Source organism: Klebsiella sp. S69 (assembly GCF_016516145.1).
Classification (GTDB): Bacteria; Pseudomonadota; Gammaproteobacteria; order Enterobacterales; family Enterobacteriaceae; genus Klebsiella; species Klebsiella oxytoca.
Map to the genome: position 1 here is coordinate 45,134 of NZ_JACVUU010000036.1, position 15,870 is coordinate 61,003.

A 15,870-nucleotide genomic window follows, 5' to 3' on the forward strand; every position below is an offset into this window, starting at 1 on the left:
TCATTGCGCGAACCGCATATCCAATGAACTGCTGGGTAATAATATGACACTGTGTAAACAACGTCCGCTACTGGCACAATGCGGCCTCTTACCGCAAAACCCCCAGTCGCCCGCTATACATTAAACCCCTACCATTTACGATATCACATAAAACGGTAATGATAATTATTTACTCCGGTATGATATGTTGAACACGTTCGTAACAAGACATTTTTCTCATAGCGGAAGTTAATACTAAGTGCGTGGGGAAAAACTGTGGCTGCGTTGAGATGCAGCATCAATACAATTTATGGAGATAAGATGAGAAGAATTTCAGTCTGGTCAGTGCTGTTGGCCTCCACTATTGCGATGTCAACCGCCACAACGGCATACGCCGATAGCCAATGGGCAGCCGCCACCACTACCTTCCCTGGTAATATCCGTGCCGGGTCACGGGAAGTTCCTGTTAAGCCAGGAGATAAAACGGTTGTAGCCATTAAGAACCTGCAGGCGGGCACGACCGTCACCATGCTCAATGGCACTGAAGTCCTGACACCAAAACCACTGACTGCCGATGAAAAAGGAAATCTCAATATTCCGCTGACCGTTCCGACCGATGCCGCTACAGGCCTTCATCTACTCACTGTTATTACGCAAAATCCCGCGAGCGTTTCGCAGGTCATGTTGAAATTGTCCCGGATTGTCCCGCCAAAAAACACGGAGGCTTTCAGGCTACAAACAACGTCCGTCGGTGAGCGAGCTTACCAGTCGGCAGTGTCGGCTGACGGGAAGCTGTTCGTGACCTCTGCACGCGGCCCGAAGGATGGTAGCCGCCTGATGAGACTGAACGCCGGAACCCTGGCTATCGAAGCAGAGGCAACGCTGCCTAAAGACAAAAAAGGTGAGCAGATTGGTGTCTTCGGCGTCGGTGTTGATAACGCCCATAATCAGGTCTGGACGACGAACACTCTTGCCGAGACGGTGACCGTCTATGACGCAAAAACGCTTTCCGTCGTGAAGGTTTTCCCGGAGGGATCGGTCTCGCATCCACGCGATGTGGTTATTGATGAAGCCAACAATCGGGCCTATGTCAGCGCGGCTCTGACCGGTTTTGTCGAAGTGTATGACACCAAAACGCTGGAGCACATCGGTCAGTTGGAGTTTGTGGTGGAGCGTGGCAAAAACCTGTTTAACAGTACCGATCTTACCCTCGATAGCGCTGGCAGCAAACTCTACGGCGTTAGCCGAGATACGCCATGGGTAGGCTGGATTGATCTCAAAACCGGCAAGAGTACAACGGTGAAAGTACCTCAGGCGCAGGGCGCAACCGACATCGCTCGCGATCCGCAAACTGGCCGTCTTTACGTTGCTTCTCAGGAGACGAACAACGTCGTGGTTCTTGATGCTGGGGGTAAGGTTCTCGCTGATACTTATATTGGTGCCGGGGGCGTATCTGTCGTCTGGGATCCTGTGACGTCGCAGGTTTTCGCCGCCACGCGTGCAGGCGGAACTGTTGCTGTTCTGAACAAGGACGGTAAATTAGTTGCTAATATTCCGATGGATGAAACACCAAACCACCTGACTGCCGCGCCTGATGGTACCGTTTATCTGGTGTCTATGTATGGAACCTCCGGGGATAAAGCTCAAACAGGTTCAGTGACGAAAATCACCCCCAAAAATTAGCGACATTAGTCGGCTGCTTTATTCTCGGACAGACAGGCCTTACATTATTATTAATCCTCCTGCTCCTTTGGGGCGGGGGGATGTTTCCGGCATATCAGCCCGGTATTGACATCCTCATACTCGATGCTGGCTGACGTCCTTCGCGATCCCTAAACACAAATTTTCAATAATACTCCGCATGACCTATTATGCATCCCGAAGCTGCCCAAGCGCTAGTCTCTAAGAGGCTGCTTTGAACTCACAGCGAGAAGCGGACTTAAACAATATATTTTGAGTTATGATACAAAGTGAAGTCAGCACAGTTCAGATATGAAGACAGGTAATCACAATACAGGACCAGTAAATAGTTAACGTGTCATTCAGGGAGAAAAAATGAGTTTTGAGCGAAAAAAGGAACGTGCACTTGCCATTATGGAAAGCAAAAAGATGTGGCGCAGCAACTATGCCCCTCCTCTGTTGCGTGGTTTATGGAAGTTAGGACTAAGAATACCGCCATTACCTTTCGCTTCATTTTGGCAAATATCATTCATTATGGGATTCGGGTTTGGTCTTGCATGGGGAATCGTAATGTGGTTTTTCACATGGAAAGATATGGACGTTCAACCTTCCGGGGCGATATTACGGAGTTTCTCCTGTGGGATCCTATATGGCCTAATGATGGCAGCGTTTCACAGATGGCGCAAAAAGGCCAATAATCTGCCTGACTGGAAAAACCTTTAAATGGCCTGCAAACGAATCAGTAATGTTTATCGTCCGCTTAGGCACATATCGGACGTTATCAAGGCCTTGAGGTGGGGTGATAGCCCTGTTTGATGATGCTAGCACTTACTATTAACACTCAATTATCAATTTAATGGAGATGGTAAGTAAGGGTTGTAATGCAAACTCATGAGTAAAAAAAACTTCGTTGAACGAGGGGGACTATGTTTATATATACTAATTTTCAATGTTACCAATAAGTTAACTCATCACATCACTATGATTGAGTTTTATATACATAAAAATGATATTGAAATAATGAAGAGTGAACAAAAGTGATGATCGTTGAAAACTGAGTTTTTTAGAGCATCAGTAAACTCATAGCTAACAGTATCACCATACAGACAAATGTTATTGCCATTCCGAGTACTGGTCTCCAGGGCCTCATAAAAGAAAAAACCCGCACATAGAGGCGGGTGTCTGATGAGACCAATATGCTATATAAAAAAACTAAATTTACAAGGATTTGCGCCTGAGGTCCTATCCTTAGGCAAGGCAAAGATAAAATGTAAAAGTGAAGAGAGTATGAATGAATTGTAAGGCAAGGTGCAAAGCATCAGGGCGATATAGAAGTGCTCGGTGTCGCAACGCACGTGATCAAAGATATGAGGCAGGATGATAGACCTGTTTGAAAACGTCAGTTTGCAGGTCACGAAGGAGCCTTAAGTAGTTGATATATAGTGACCATATTTGTAGTGTAATGTCGTGAATTGCAGTGTGTTTTTAATCAAATATTTTGTTAACTATATGAATTATATGTTTATTTTGTGTGTTTCTTTCTCTTTACGGCAGAAAGGCCATTTTTCCGCCATACTGTCAATAATTGTTGACAGCTATCTTCACGCCAGCAAATAACTGTCCTATTATTCATCCGTTATTGGCCTCTTTAGGGTGAAAACTCCTATGCGTCTTGAAGTCTTTTGTGAAGACCGTCTTGGTCTGACTCGTGAATTGCTCGATTTACTGGTGCTGCGCGGTATCGACCTGCGGGGTATCGACATTGACCCTATTGGCCGAATTTATCTCAATTTCGCCGAGCTGGAGTTCGCTAGCTTCAGCAGTCTGATGGCGGAAATTCGTCGTATCGCTGGCGTCACCGATGTGCGCACCGTGGCGTGGATGCCGTCAGAGCGTGAACATCTGGCGCTCAGCGCGCTGCTGGTAGCGATGCCGGAGCCTGTGCTGTCTCTCGACACCAAAGGAAAAGTCGAACTGGCTAACCCGGCCAGCTGCCAGCTGTTTGGCCAGAGCCAGGAGAAGCTGCGCAGCCATCCGGTCGCACAGCTGATTACCGATTTTAACGTCCAGCGCTGGCTGGAAAATAGTCCGCAGGAGTCCCACGCCGAGCACGTGGTGGTTAACGGGCAGAACTTCCTGCTGGAGATCACCCCGGTTTATCTCGAAGGCGAACACGGCGAGAAGGTACTAACCGGCGCGGTAGCGATGCTACGTTCAACGGTCCGTATGGGGCGTCAGCTGCAAACGATGACCATTCAGGATACCAGCGCCTTCAGCCAGATCCTCGCCGTAGGCCCGAAAATGCGCCACGTCGTCGAGCAGGCTCGCAAGCTGGCTATGCTCAGCGCGCCGCTGCTGATCGTCGGCGATACCGGTACCGGTAAAGATTTGCTCGCCCACGCCTGCCACCTCGCCAGCCCGCGAGCGGGGAAACCTTATCTGGCCCTGAACTGCGGCTCCATTCCGGAGGACGCGGTGGAGAGCGAGCTGTTTGGCGACGCTATCCAGGGCAAAAAGGGGTTCTTCGAGCAGGCTAACGGCGGTTCGGTTCTGCTGGATGAAATTGGCGAAATGTCGCCGCGAATGCAGACTAAGCTGCTGCGCTTCCTCAACGATGGAACCTTCCGCCGGGTCGGGGAAGATCATGAAGTCCACGTAGATGTACGGGTGATCTGCGCGACGCAGAAAAACCTGGTGGAACTGGTGCAAAAAGGGCTGTTCCGCGAAGATCTCTATTATCGTCTTAACGTGCTGACGCTCTATTTACCACCGCTGCGCGATTGTCCGCAGGATATCATGCCGCTGACCGAACTGTTTGTGGCGCGTTTCGCCGATGAGCAGGGTATCCCGCGGCCGAAACTTTCTGCCGATTTAAACAGCGTATTGACGCGCTATAGCTGGCCGGGCAACGTGCGCCAGCTCAAAAACGCGATTTACCGTGCCCTGACTCAGCTGGACGGTTTTGAACTGCGCCCTCAGGATATCCTGCTGCCGGATCACGACGTCTCGTCATTAGCGGTTGGCGAAGAAGCGATGGAAGGCTCGCTGGATGATATCACGCGCCGTTTCGAGCGCTCGGTGCTTACCCAGCTTTATCGTAGCTTCCCCAGCACGCGTAAACTGGCCAGGCGGCTTGGCGTCTCGCATACCGCCATCGCCAATAAACTTCGCGAGTACGGCCTGAGCCAGAAAAAAGGCGACGAGTAATTCCCGCCGACCGGCTGCCTGCGCCGTCGGTCGGCATTTCCAGAACATTTCCAGAAAAAGGAGGGGGCCTGGCGGCGAATGAATCTGTATATACTGCGTTTTTACCCTCTTTTTTGCAGGAATACGCATGTGGATCTGGCGTAGTCGTTTTTTTCAGTGGATGAAACTGCTGGTGCTCTCCAGCGCGATCTCTTTTGCGCTGTTCTGGTTTCACCTCCCGGCCGCGCTGCTGCTGGGGCCGATGATTGCCGGCATTTGCCTGAGCCTTCGCGGGGCGGAAATCCGCGTTCCCCGACCCTTTTTTATTGCCGCTCAGATGATTATCGGCTGCATGATCGCCCGTAGCCTGACGCCCTCGATTTTCGGCGTTCTGCTGGCAAACTGGGCGCTGGTGCTGCTGATTCTCTTCTCCACGCTCGCCATCAGCGCGCTGGCGGGATGGCTGCTGGTGCGCTATAGCGCGCTACCCGGCGCCACCGGGGCGTGGGGAAGTTCGCCGGGCGGCGCTTCGGCGATGGTTATCATGGCCCAGGAGTACGGCGCCGACGTTCGACTGGTGGCGCTGATGCAGTATTTGCGCGTACTTTTTGTTGCCGGTGCCGCGGCGCTGGTGGTTCGCGTTGCGCTCGGCGGCGAAGCCCAGGAGATGACTCAGCAGGTCGCCTGGTTTCCCCCGATAAGCTGGCAGCTACCGCTTACGCTGCTGGTGACGGCGGCCGCGGGATGGCTGGGGCTGCGTCTGCGCTTTCCGTCCGGTGCGATGCTTTTCCCGATGCTGATCGGCGCGCTGGTGCAGGGAGAAGGCTGGCTGCAGCTTGAACTCCCTGAGTGGCTGCTGGCGCTGGCTTATGCCGCCGTTGGCTGGAGCGTTGGTCTAAAGTTTAATAAACAGATCTTCCTGCTGGCGTTAAAAACCCTGCCGCAGATCCTGGCATCGATTATCGGCCTGATTCTGCTATGTGCGCTGATGGCTTATGGACTGACGCAGGTTTTACCGCTGGACTTTATGACCGCCTATCTGGCGACCAGCCCGGGCGGGCTGGACACGGTAGCGATTATCGCTGCCGGCACGCGGGCGGATATGTCGTTTATTATGGCGATGCAGACGTTGCGCCTGTTCACTATCTTGCTGACCGGCCCGGCGATTGCGCGCTTTATCTCCCGCTATGCGACGCGGGAATAAAAAAAGCCCCCGTTTAACGAGGGCTTACGTTACCTGGTGGGGATATTACGCTTTCAGCGCGGCCAGGGCTGCGTCGTAGTCCGGCTCTTCGGTGATTTCATTCACCAGCTGGCTGTATACCACCTGGTCGTTTTCATCAATCACGACCACAGCACGCGCTGCCAGACCGGCCAGCGGGCCTGCGGAGATCGCTACGCCGTAGTCGGCCAGGAACTGCGCACCGCGCAGAGTGGACAGAGTCACGACGTTGTTCAGGCCTTCAGCGCCGCAGAAGCGTGACTGGGCGAACGGCAGGTCGGCGGAAATGCACAGCACTACGGTGTTGTTCAATTCTGACGCCAGTTGGTTGAATTTACGTACCGATGCCGCGCAAACGCCGGTATCGATGCTTGGGAAAATGTTCAGCACTTTACGGGAGCCCGCAAACTGGCTCAGCGCGACGTCAGAGAGATCTTTGGCCACCAGCGTAAACGGCTGCGCTTTAGCGCCTGCCTGCGGAATGGTGCCTTGAACAGAAACGGGGTTGCCCTGGAAATGCACGGTTTGTGACATGGTTATCTTCCTGTTTACATATAGTTAACGTCGCGGCTAGTGTATGACATCCGTCATCGGCACGGCAAATCCTTTTAATACTTACCTGCGAGGTTCAGGGAATGCGAAATCTGCGAGTCTATGAAGAAGCCTGGCCGCTACATAGCCCTTTTGTGATCGCCCGCGGCAGCCGCAGCGAGGCAAAAGTCGTGGTGGTGGAAATTGAAGAGAATGGCGTCAAGGGCACGGGGGAATGCGCGCCTTATCCTCGCTATGGAGAGAGTATCGCCTCGGTGATGGCGCAGATTATGGCGATCGGCGAACAGATTGAGCGGGGCGTCACTCGAGAGCAGATTCAACGCCTGCTGCCGCCAGGGGCCGCGCGTAATGCAGTGGACTGCGCGCTCTGGGACTGGCAGGCGCGCAGCGCGGGTAAAAGCATCTCGCAGCTGTTAGGCGTGACGCTGCCCAACCGGGTGGTTACGGCGCAAACGGTGGTGATCGGCACCCCCGAGCAGATGGCGGCCAGCGCGTCGGCCCTGTGGGAGAAAGGTGCCACGCTGCTGAAAGTGAAGCTTGATGACCATCTGATTAGCGAGCGGTTAATTGCCATTCGCGAGGCGGTTCCGCAGGCAACGCTCATCGTCGATGCCAATGAAGCCTGGCGCAGCGACGGTCTGGCCGAGCGCTGTCAGCTGCTGGCGGATGTCGGCGTCGCGATGCTGGAGCAACCTCTTCCGGCTGGGGCCGATGAAGCGCTGGCAAATTTTATCCATCCGCTGCCTATTTGCGCTGATGAGAGCTGCCATACTCGCGATAGCCTGGCGGCGCTGCGCGGCCGCTATGAAATGGTTAATATCAAGCTGGATAAGACCGGTGGTCTGACTGAAGCGCTGCTGCTGGCGGAGGAGGCAGAACGCCTGGGGTTTGCGCGGATGCTGGGCTGTATGCTGTGTACGTCGAGAGCGATTAGCGCGGCGCTACCGCTGGCGCCGCTGGCCCGTTTTGCCGATCTTGATGGTCCAACATGGCTGGCCGTGGATGTCGAGCCGGCGCTGCACTTCAGCACCGGGGTGCTTCATCTCTGAGAGTGCCAGTGCAGCAGCTCCGTCATGGCCTGCAGATATTTCTCCGTTGCTTCGTCGGCGGATATTGCCGGGAATTCGGCGGTGATACAGGGCAGGCCGATATCGGCGCACCAGCTGCCAAAAGAACCGGGCGTTTCATAGCCGACGCTACCCACCAGCGGCAGGCTAAACGCATCGGCCAGCCATTGCCCCAGTTCGCTGTGGCCGGGGTCTTCAATGCAGGCCAGCGGATCGTGAAATGAGATCACCCATGCCGGGTGGATCTGATGGATCAACTGGCACAGCGCCCGGGTCTCGGGTTCCGAACCTGGCTTTTCGCCGGTGAGTAGAACGACATCGCGCTGCTCTGCCGCGCTGTTCCAGCGGTAGACGGTTTCTCCTTCCTTCCAGTTCGCCGCTGGAAAATTCCGGTTCAGGTCGATACCGCGTGCGTTAGCCCGCAGCCCCAGCTGACAGCCGTCAGGGTTGACCGCCAGCACCACGTGATGACGGCGCAGCTCTGGCTTGAGGGTTCGTAGCGCACAGGAGAGGGTGACGATGGAGGCGTTTTCATCGCCGTGAGTACCGGCAAGGATCAGGCCGCTACGGCTATCGGCCAGCGGCGCCGGAAACCACAGCAGCGGCGCGCCCAGGTAAGACTGGCCGTAGCGTTGGGTTCCAGTCGGAAAATCACCGCGCTGGGGGCGAGGACGAGAAACGGGCATAGGGCATCCTGTTATCAGGTTATTTTTCAGCAGTGTTGTGTAAAACCGTCCCGGAATCAAATAGTTTCCAGCAATGTTGAAATCAGCATATATGTCAACTTTCTTTCACAAGCTGTTTGCAATTTCAGGTGATGAAACAAATAATTATCGCACTGCCAGCTCTGGTTTTTTTATTTTAAAGGGGATCTTATGAAGTATCCTGTCAAATTGACATGCGGCGCGCTGTGGTTAGCCAGCGTCTCTTCTCTTGCCTGGGCGGCGGATGTCCCGCCCGGCACCGTATTAGCCGAAAAACAGGTGCTGGTGCGGCACATAAAAGATGAGCCCGCCACCTTAGATCCCGCGAAAGCCGTCGGCCTACCTGAAATTCAGGTTATCCGCGATCTTTTTGAAGGTTTAGTCAATCAGGATGAGAAAGGCAACCTAATACCAGGCGTGGCGACTCGCTGGCAGAGCAATGATAACCGCGTCTGGACGTTTACCCTGCGCGATAATGCCCGCTGGTCCGATGGAACGCCGGTGACGGCAGAAGATTTTGTCTATAGCTGGCGACGGCTGGTTGACCCCAAAACCACTTCACCCTTTGCCTGGTTTGCGGCGCTGGCCGGTATCGCCAATGCGCAAAATATCATTGATGGTAAAGCCGCGCCGGATACTCTTGGCGTCACCGCCGTAGACGCGCGAACGCTGCGCGTTCAGCTGGATAAACCGCTGCCGTGGTTCAGCAATCTGACCGCCAGCTTTGCGTTTTATCCGGTCCAGAAGGCGAATGTTGAGAGCGGCGACAGCTGGACCCGTCCGGGAAGCCTGATTGGCAACGGCGCGTACGTTTTAAAGGATCGCGTGGTGAATGAAAAACTGGTGGTGGTTCCCAATACGCACTACTGGGACAACGGCAAAACGGTGATCCAGCAGGTCACGTTTACGCCCATTAATCAGGAGTCAGCGGCAACTAAGCGCTATCTGGCCGGTGATATCGATATTACCGAGTCGTTCCCGAAAAATATGTATCAGAAGCTGATGAAGGATATTCCGGGGCAGGTTTACACTCCGCCACAGCTGGGCACCTATTATTACGCATTTAACACACAGAAAGGGCCAACCGCCGATGAGCGCGTCCGCCTGGCGCTGAGTATGACTATCGACCGCCGTTTGATGGCGGAAAAAATTCTGGGTACTGGTGAGAAACCGGCCTGGCGTTTTACTCCGGATGTTACTGCCGGCTTCACTCCCCAGCCGTCGCAAATCGAGAGCATGAGCCAGGCTGAGCTGAATGCCCAGGCCAAAGCGCTGCTACAGGCGGCGGGCTACGGCCCGGGTCGCCCGCTGAAGCTCAGCCTGTTGTATAACACCTCGGAGAATCATCAGAAAATCGCCATTGCGGTAGCGTCTATGTGGAAGAAGAATCTTGGCGTCGACGTGAAGCTGCAAAATCAGGAGTGGAAGACCTATATCGACAGCCGTAATACCGGCAACTTCGATGTGATTCGCGCTTCGTGGGTGGGGGATTACAATGAACCTTCAACGTTCCTGTCTCTGCTAACCTCGACGCACAGCGGTAATATCTCCCGCTTCAACGATCCGGCCTACGACAAAATTCTCACTCAGGCGGCGCTGGAAACGTCGGAAAAGGCGCGCAATGACGATTACAACGCGGCGGAAAAAATCATTATGGCGAAAGCGCCTATCGCGCCGATTTACCAGTATACCAACGGGCGACTGATTAAACCGTGGCTGAAAGGGTATCCGATTGCCAATCCGGAAGACGTCGCCTATAGCCGCACGATGTATATCGTGAAGCACTGATAAGCACCGGTTGCCTGCGGGCGTCAGGCAACCATCACATCTCTCCAGAGCGCGGCCCGCAGCGCCAGCTAACCTGTATTCTATTTCCAGACGCAGCGGCAAACCTCACTTTCGCCAGCTCTCACTCTCCTGGTCAATGAACAGCGTAGAGGCCATCAGATATCATTTTTAAAATCTATATTTATCCTATCTGAAATTATTGATATTTATATTTATCGTCGGGGTTGGGTTGGCTGATGGCTTGCGAGCGATTAAATGTACCCAACATATTTTTTTGGATACGCGCAATCTTTTCCGCCTCGGGAATGGCCTGAGTGCCTTCGTTCATTGATTAGCATCAATAAACTCAATTTGTTTATATGTGAATTTAATATTTATTCATTTGTGAGATGTTAATTTTTTATTTATCGCAGTCAGATGATGAATGTTTTTGTTGATTTTGTGCGCATGATGCTTATTATTTTTTGTATTTTCATTTAAATGCTTAAGCAAAGTCTTATATTTGGCCTGAACACGGATGAGTTGCTCTATTCTGATGTCTGGCCCTGCGATGATTGTGCAAAGAAAATCGTTATGTTTGACCCATACGCCTCCAGGGAAGGAAGCGCTATGGCCAGGATATTGCGAGTGCGGCTGTAAGGCGGCCTCTGATTTAAGCTGAGGCTGCACGTCAGAGGGGCGCGAATAGCGGCGTCGCATTTCCGCTTATGCGCTGCATCGTTACTGATTTGAGTAATGGCAAAGCGGGGCGTCTTTTATCTGGAAGATAAAAAAATTCAACGCCAATGGGCGCTCTTTTTAGCTGCGCGTTTTCATAATGACGTGCAGAAGAGCGTTTATCTGGGCTGAGCAGGCGCTAAAAGAACGGGCGGGAAATAATATGCGTCAGAGTGTCTAAGTTTTTAAAGGCCTTGAGTACGAGCAGGATGCGTGCGAGAAACTTTAACTTCATGCCATGCTGGCGATACGTCAATTATCCCGCGCCCTCAAATACAGACTTTGATATCGCTATATTCAGAAAGGCGTTTGAATAAATTCTAAAAGACGCCGCGTTGACTCAGAAATTATGAGCCGAAATGAACACGCTGGCCCCAGAATTAATCGGGTGCGTTGTTTAATCAATTATCCGGAAATGGCTGATGTTGGTAAATATCAACACCGCTTCGCGAAAGGCAAGCCGCAGTACTGGAAACAGAGAGTACTCGTTGTTTTCTGTTTAAAAAACAACCTAATCCGGGCGTGCTGTTGGGGTGAGATGAATCCCTTTCTGGATATGGAGGCGCTTTCTGTCGCCCCTCAGGCGAGGGTCTGGAAGCGTTATAGAAAAGTTTAAGGGTGAGGGCCGTCAATCGGAAAATAGCGCGGAGCAGCCCGACAAAGCCCTGGAAGACACGGACGTGCCCCTGTCGCAGGTGGGTCTGATATCAAAAGCGTAATACAGGAGCAGGGATGAAAACAGTACGACCGTTATGGGGACGGGGGCAGATGATCTCTCCCCAACATTTTCAGCAGGAAACCGCGCAATCGGCCTGGCAGACAGAGTATGTCGCCCGGCTGGGGGCAATTCATCCCTGGGGAGTGGCGCGGGCGGAGTTTAATACCGCGCTGCTGAAGCAGGGGAAACTGAAAGCCGACCACCTGTGCGTGCGTTTCGCCGACGGCACGCTCATTGATAGCGATAACGCCGATGCGTTGCCGCCGGTGATGAACCTGCCGGAAACAGAACATCACGAACTGACGGTGGTTCTGGCGCTGCCCCATGAGCATGAGAACGGTGGCAACTGTCTGCAACCGGAGCAGAGAGCGGAGCGTCCTGTGCGCTGGCGTCTGGCCTGGCGGGAGGTGCGAAACCGCTATGGGGAGGACTGCCGCCAGATTGCGGTAATGCAGCCGGAGCTGACGCTGCGTGAGGCCGATAGCGACAACGCTGATTACCAGACCGTCGCCGCGATCCGTCTTACGCGCGATAGCCAGGGACACTGGTCGCAGGACGAGTCTTTTCTGCCGCCGCTGCTGAACGTACAGGCCAGCCGTTGGTTGAGGGAACAAACCGAACAGTTGACGGGTCAGCTCCGTGCGCGCCTGCAGCGCCTGATGTCTATGCGTCGGGAAAGCAACGAGCGAATGGCCGACTTCGCGGTAGCGGACGTGTCGCTGTTCTGGCTGCTGAGTGCGCTCAACAGCGCTGAGCCGTTGCTCAGCCATTTTGTTCGTCATCCGCAGGTGCATCCGGAACGTCTGTATACAGCGTTGGCCGGTCTGGCAGGTAGCCTGCTGACTTTTTCTCTTGAACACACTACAGCCGATATTCCGGCCTATCGGCATGAGCAGTTAACGGCGGTCTTTCCTCCACTGTTTGACTTGCTGGGGGTACTGCTGGAAGCCAGTCTGCCATCGAGGGTGGTGGCGATTGACATGGTTCATGATGAACGACGCAAGCGCTGGCATGCCCGTCTGCACGATCCACGACTGCGTGAAGAGGCGGATTTTTATCTCTCGGTACGATCGGCGCTGCCGGTAGCGCAGCTACTGGAGCAGTTTCCGCTTCAGTGCAAAGCGGGCAGCCCGGATGAAGTCGACCGGGTCGTTAACGGTTCGCAACCCGGCATCCCTCTGCGCGCGATGAGCCACGTTCCGGCGGCCATCCCGCTGCGCCTGGAGAACCAGTATTTCACCCTTGATATGGCCCATCCGGCGGCGCGAGCGATGCTGTTGGAAGGCAGTTGCGTCTTTTACGTCCCCGGTCTGCTGGGCGCCCCTGAACTCGAACTCTATGCGGTACTGCGCTCATGAAACAGGATACGAATATCGACGCCCTGATGGCTGACGCCTGGTTGACGGTGACGGAACTGCGGTGCGGGGCGAGACTGGCCGACGGGGAGGGCGAACGCCTCTGGCGACATTGCGTAGAGCATATTGAAAAGGTCATGGCGGAACTGGAGACCGCGGGCCTCAGCGAGGCGAGCCGTCGGCATATTCTCTACGCCTGGTGTGCGCTGCTGGATGAGACAGCTAAAGGACGTGAAGGTGAGGATGATGCCTGCATCGTCTGGTATGACCGTCCGCTGCAGGCGAAATACTTCGGTGCCCTGGACGCCGGCGATGCGCTGTATGAGCGGATGCGACTGGTTCTGCATGAGCCCGCGCCGGATGTGGCGGTACTGACCTGCTTCCATCGCGTGTTGATGCTGGGCTTTAAGGGATGTTATGCCCTGGATGAGCCGGTTCGCGACCAGCTTATCACCAGGCTGGCGGAGCGCGTTTCGCCGTTTGAAACCGATCAGAGCCAGCCTGTACTGGCGGGTATATCCGGGCGTAGCGGCCTGGCGGACGGGTTGCGACGCTGGCCGGTTTGCCTCGGGCTGTCGCTGGTTGCGATCGCCGCGCTGTGGCTGGGGCTAAATCATTGGCTTGATTCCCTGATTACAACCCTGCTGCCCGGGGCGGAAAAATGAGCGTGAGCCATTTGCGCCTGTTATGGCTCTGGGCCGGGATCCTTGCGGTACTGCTCTGTTTGCTGTTTCTGCCGCTGGCTACCAGCGGGCGGATTCTGGCTGTTGCGCTGATCCTGACCGCAGTCATCGTTGCCCTGATTGTCGCCGGGCGCAAGGGGGAATGGGGACTTACAGAGGATGCCTGGCTGGATGACATTCCGGACGCGCCGTACCGCCTGCCGGTGGTGCTGGTCTGCGGTGATATCGCCAGGTGGCCGGAGTGCGGGGTGGTTTTGCGTACGGCTCAGGGCTGCTGGTTAAATGTTCCTACCGCCGAACTGCAGCAGACGGTACGTACTCTTCTGCGTAAACGCCCGGATCTGATATCGCAGCTGGCGGTGATGGTCTGCGTTTGCCCGCAGTTGCACGGTGATGAGGCGGCGCTGGCGGTCGGGCTTAATGAGCTGCGCTGGCAGCTGAACCAGGCGCGGAGCGACTGCCGCCGCTCGGTGCCTTTACTACTGAGCAGTCACGTGGCAGGGGCGTCTGTTCCTCACTCGCTATGGCAGACAGCGCAGACCGGGGAAGCCATGCAGGTGTGGCAGGCGAATGACGCGCCTTGCTGCACCGGGACCTGGCTGGCGCAAAAGAACGGAAGGGAGCGTCTGGCCACACAGGTGAGGATGAATGCGCTGGTTCGCCTGACGCACGAGACGGCGCTGGCTATGCTGACGGCGCCCTCTGTTGATACGCCCCCGGTGATACCCGCTATGATGCTGTATCACATGACGCCGTCGGGGGCACCGGTTCTGCCTCAGAATCTGTGGCAGCGCTGGTTGTCTCATCATACCGCTCTGGGCTCACTACCTGGCTGGCAGCCTGATACCTCATCAGCGGATGTCCTGTTACCGGATTTTATTCTGCCACTGTTGCCATTGGGCGTCAGCGAGACGCCACACGCCAGGATTTTACGCCGGGCGTTCTGTCTGTTCACCCTTGCCATTCTCATCGCACTGTGCGCCAGCGCGTGGAACAACCGCCAGCTACTGCAGCGGGTGGGGTTCGATATTCAGCACTATGAGCAGATTGCGATGGTTGACTACGCCTCGAAAGCCCGCGCCCTGCAAATCCTGAGTGGGGATGCGGTTCAACTGGATCAGTGGGCGCGCCGCGGTGAGCCGCTGAACCTGAGTCTCGGTCTGTATCACGGGGCCTATTTACGCATACCGGTGTTGGCCGCGATTCGTTCCTGGGAACCCCCACCTCCGCCACAAAAACCAGCACAAAAAACCGTGCCGAAAACCATCCGCCTCGACAGCATGTCGCTGTTCGATACCGGGAGGTGGGCGCTTAAGCCCGGATCGACAAAGCTGCTGGTGCACTCGTTGGTTGGCATCAAAGCAAAACCCGGCTGGCTGATTGTCGTTGCGGGCCATACCGACAGTACCGGTGAGGAAAAAGCCAACCAGATACTTTCGCTGAAGCGTGCCGAATCGGTGCGCGACTGGATGCGTGACACCGGAGATGTACCGGAGAGCTGTTTTGCGGTGCAGGGCTTCGGCGAGAACCGTCCTGTAGCCACCAATGAAACGGTTGAAGGGCGTGCGCTGAACCGCCGTGTCGAAATCAGTCTGGTACCGCAGGTGAATGCCTGCCAGCCACCGGGCATGCCTTCGGCCTTATCGCGGGAGAGCGGCGCGTCAATCAATGAAACGGAGAAGTAGCATGGCAACTCCGGTCTGCCTGTTGCTGAAGAGCAACGGCGGAGCGGATATCACAGACTCCCATTCGCCAAACGTAGGTGTCACTACTTGAGCCTGAAACGGGCAGGTTTTCCTGTCCGCAGTTATTTTGCTGAGCAGCCGCGGGGCAAGTGTTCAACAACGACAAAAATTGGTCTGCTGGCCTGATGCGCTTTGGTAAGTGAACAGCGACGGGCGGTAGCGTACCTGAAATGATTGAAGAGAAACTCTCATGGAAAATCCCGCCATTTTGTTACGTCGTCTTCACCCAAACTGCGCCCGCGCAACAGAAGGTCTCTTCTGCCTGCCGCCGAACGCCGGGATAAGCCTGCTCTGCCAGCAGATATTACCGGCGGTAAGCCAGCTGCGCTTAAGCCCTGTGGCTGCAGGACAGTTGCCTCAGCGTCCTTCTCCGGGTCGGGACGATAAGAAAATGATTGCGATGACGTTTGAGAAAGAGGTGAGCGAATGAGTGATATCCCGGCACAGCAGTTCAGCCACAACCATCCTCTGTTA

Annotated in this window: 13 protein-coding genes; 10 read left to right on the top strand and 3 right to left on the bottom strand. The window is 54.8% G+C overall.

Annotation, left to right across the window (positions count from 1 at the left end; genetic code table 11):
- Positions 1–300: 300 nt before the first annotated feature.
- The 4 genes from IAE27_RS27490 (at position 301) to IAE27_RS27505 (ending at position 6,049) form a co-directional block, all read left to right on the top strand.
- On the top strand, positions 301–1,662 hold the full coding sequence (locus IAE27_RS27490; protein ID WP_135800818.1) for a YncE family protein: 1,362 nt from the start codon (positions 301–303) through the stop codon (positions 1,660–1,662).
- 372 nt (positions 1,663–2,034) lie between these two features.
- On the top strand, positions 2,035–2,382 hold the full coding sequence (locus IAE27_RS27495; RefSeq protein ID WP_064398350.1) for a DUF6404 family protein: 348 nt from the start codon (positions 2,035–2,037) through the stop codon (positions 2,380–2,382).
- Between the two features lie 942 nt (positions 2,383–3,324).
- Positions 3,325–4,866 (top strand): transcriptional regulator TyrR, encoded by a 1,542-nt coding sequence (gene tyrR, locus IAE27_RS27500; RefSeq protein WP_004101475.1) that lies wholly within the window; start codon positions 3,325–3,327, stop codon positions 4,864–4,866.
- A gap of 127 nt (positions 4,867–4,993) precedes the next feature.
- Positions 4,994–6,049, top strand: a complete 1,056-nt coding sequence (locus tag IAE27_RS27505; protein ID WP_004101477.1) for an AbrB family transcriptional regulator — start codon at positions 4,994–4,996, stop codon at positions 6,047–6,049.
- Between the two features lie 45 nt (positions 6,050–6,094).
- Here the strand turns inward: IAE27_RS27505 and tpx are convergent, their stop codons facing one another.
- Entirely contained in the window at positions 6,095–6,601 is a 507-nt protein-coding gene (gene tpx / locus IAE27_RS27510) for a thiol peroxidase (protein WP_004101479.1), read from the bottom strand.
- Positions 6,602–6,702: 101 nt separating this feature from the next.
- Between tpx and ycjG the strand changes: the two genes are divergently transcribed.
- Positions 6,703–7,668, top strand: a complete 966-nt coding sequence (gene ycjG / locus IAE27_RS27515) for an L-Ala-D/L-Glu epimerase (protein WP_154022277.1) — start codon at positions 6,703–6,705, stop codon at positions 7,666–7,668.
- Here ycjG and mpaA read toward each other — a convergent pair.
- A complete protein-coding gene (mpaA, locus tag IAE27_RS27520; protein WP_154022278.1) occupies positions 7,659–8,372 on the bottom strand; it encodes a murein tripeptide amidase MpaA in 714 nt (237 codons plus the stop codon). The genes ycjG and mpaA overlap by 10 nt on opposite strands.
- Positions 8,373–8,561: 189 nt before the next feature.
- On the opposite strand from mpaA, the gene IAE27_RS27525 reads away from it, so the two are divergent.
- On the top strand, positions 8,562–10,178 hold the full coding sequence (locus IAE27_RS27525) for a peptide ABC transporter substrate-binding protein (protein WP_004101482.1): 1,617 nt from the start codon (positions 8,562–8,564) through the stop codon (positions 10,176–10,178).
- 196 nt (positions 10,179–10,374) lie between these two features.
- On the opposite strand, the gene IAE27_RS29900 is transcribed toward IAE27_RS27525, so the two are convergent.
- Complete coding sequence (locus IAE27_RS29900) at positions 10,375–10,506, bottom strand: hypothetical protein (RefSeq protein ID WP_261982985.1); 132 nt, start codon at positions 10,504–10,506, stop codon at positions 10,375–10,377.
- A gap of 1,121 nt (positions 10,507–11,627) precedes the next feature.
- Here IAE27_RS29900 and tssK point away from each other — a divergent pair.
- The 4 genes from tssK (at position 11,628) to IAE27_RS27545 (ending at position 15,826) form a co-directional block, all read left to right on the top strand.
- A complete protein-coding gene (tssK, locus tag IAE27_RS27530) occupies positions 11,628–12,971 on the top strand; it encodes a type VI secretion system baseplate subunit TssK (protein ID WP_154022279.1) in 1,344 nt (447 codons plus the stop codon).
- Positions 12,968–13,633 (top strand): type VI secretion system protein TssL, short form, encoded by a 666-nt coding sequence (gene tssL / locus IAE27_RS27535; RefSeq protein WP_115239610.1) that lies wholly within the window; start codon positions 12,968–12,970, stop codon positions 13,631–13,633. Before tssK ends, tssL begins: the two co-directional genes overlap by 4 nt.
- A complete protein-coding gene (locus tag IAE27_RS27540; RefSeq protein WP_154022280.1) occupies positions 13,630–15,336 on the top strand; it encodes an OmpA family protein in 1,707 nt (568 codons plus the stop codon). The genes tssL and IAE27_RS27540 overlap by 4 nt, the downstream gene beginning before the upstream one ends.
- A gap of 250 nt (positions 15,337–15,586) precedes the next feature.
- Positions 15,587–15,826 carry a hypothetical protein gene (locus IAE27_RS27545; RefSeq protein ID WP_017146035.1) on the top strand — a complete coding sequence of 80 codons (240 nt, stop codon included), beginning with the start codon at positions 15,587–15,589 and terminating at the stop codon, positions 15,824–15,826.
- Positions 15,827–15,870 lie beyond the last annotated feature (44 nt).

What these genes read in the sequence shown, in the direction of transcription:
- tyrR (WP_004101475.1), top strand. Translation starts at nt 3,325, where the DNA reads ATGCGTCTTGAAGTCTTTTGTGAAGACCGTCTTGGTCTGACTCGTGAA.
- tssK (WP_154022279.1), top strand. Translation starts at nt 11,628, where the DNA reads ATGAAAACAGTACGACCGTTATGGGGACGGGGGCAGATGATCTCTCCC.
- IAE27_RS27490 (WP_135800818.1), top strand. Translation starts at nt 301, where the DNA reads ATGAGAAGAATTTCAGTCTGGTCAGTGCTGTTGGCCTCCACTATTGCG.
- IAE27_RS27545 (WP_017146035.1), top strand. Translation starts at nt 15,587, where the DNA reads ATGGAAAATCCCGCCATTTTGTTACGTCGTCTTCACCCAAACTGCGCC.
- tssL (WP_115239610.1), top strand. Translation starts at nt 12,968, where the DNA reads ATGAAACAGGATACGAATATCGACGCCCTGATGGCTGACGCCTGGTTG.
- IAE27_RS27505 (WP_004101477.1), top strand. Translation starts at nt 4,994, where the DNA reads ATGTGGATCTGGCGTAGTCGTTTTTTTCAGTGGATGAAACTGCTGGTG.
- IAE27_RS29900 (WP_261982985.1), bottom strand. Translation starts at nt 10,506, where the DNA reads ATGAACGAAGGCACTCAGGCCATTCCCGAGGCGGAAAAGATTGCGCGT.
- IAE27_RS27525 (WP_004101482.1), top strand. Translation starts at nt 8,562, where the DNA reads ATGAAGTATCCTGTCAAATTGACATGCGGCGCGCTGTGGTTAGCCAGC.
- IAE27_RS27540 (WP_154022280.1), top strand. Translation starts at nt 13,630, where the DNA reads ATGAGCGTGAGCCATTTGCGCCTGTTATGGCTCTGGGCCGGGATCCTT.
- IAE27_RS27495 (WP_064398350.1), top strand. Translation starts at nt 2,035, where the DNA reads ATGAGTTTTGAGCGAAAAAAGGAACGTGCACTTGCCATTATGGAAAGC.
- mpaA (WP_154022278.1), bottom strand. Translation starts at nt 8,372, where the DNA reads ATGCCCGTTTCTCGTCCTCGCCCCCAGCGCGGTGATTTTCCGACTGGA.
- tpx (WP_004101479.1), bottom strand. Translation starts at nt 6,601, where the DNA reads ATGTCACAAACCGTGCATTTCCAGGGCAACCCCGTTTCTGTTCAAGGC.
- ycjG (WP_154022277.1), top strand. Translation starts at nt 6,703, where the DNA reads ATGCGAAATCTGCGAGTCTATGAAGAAGCCTGGCCGCTACATAGCCCT.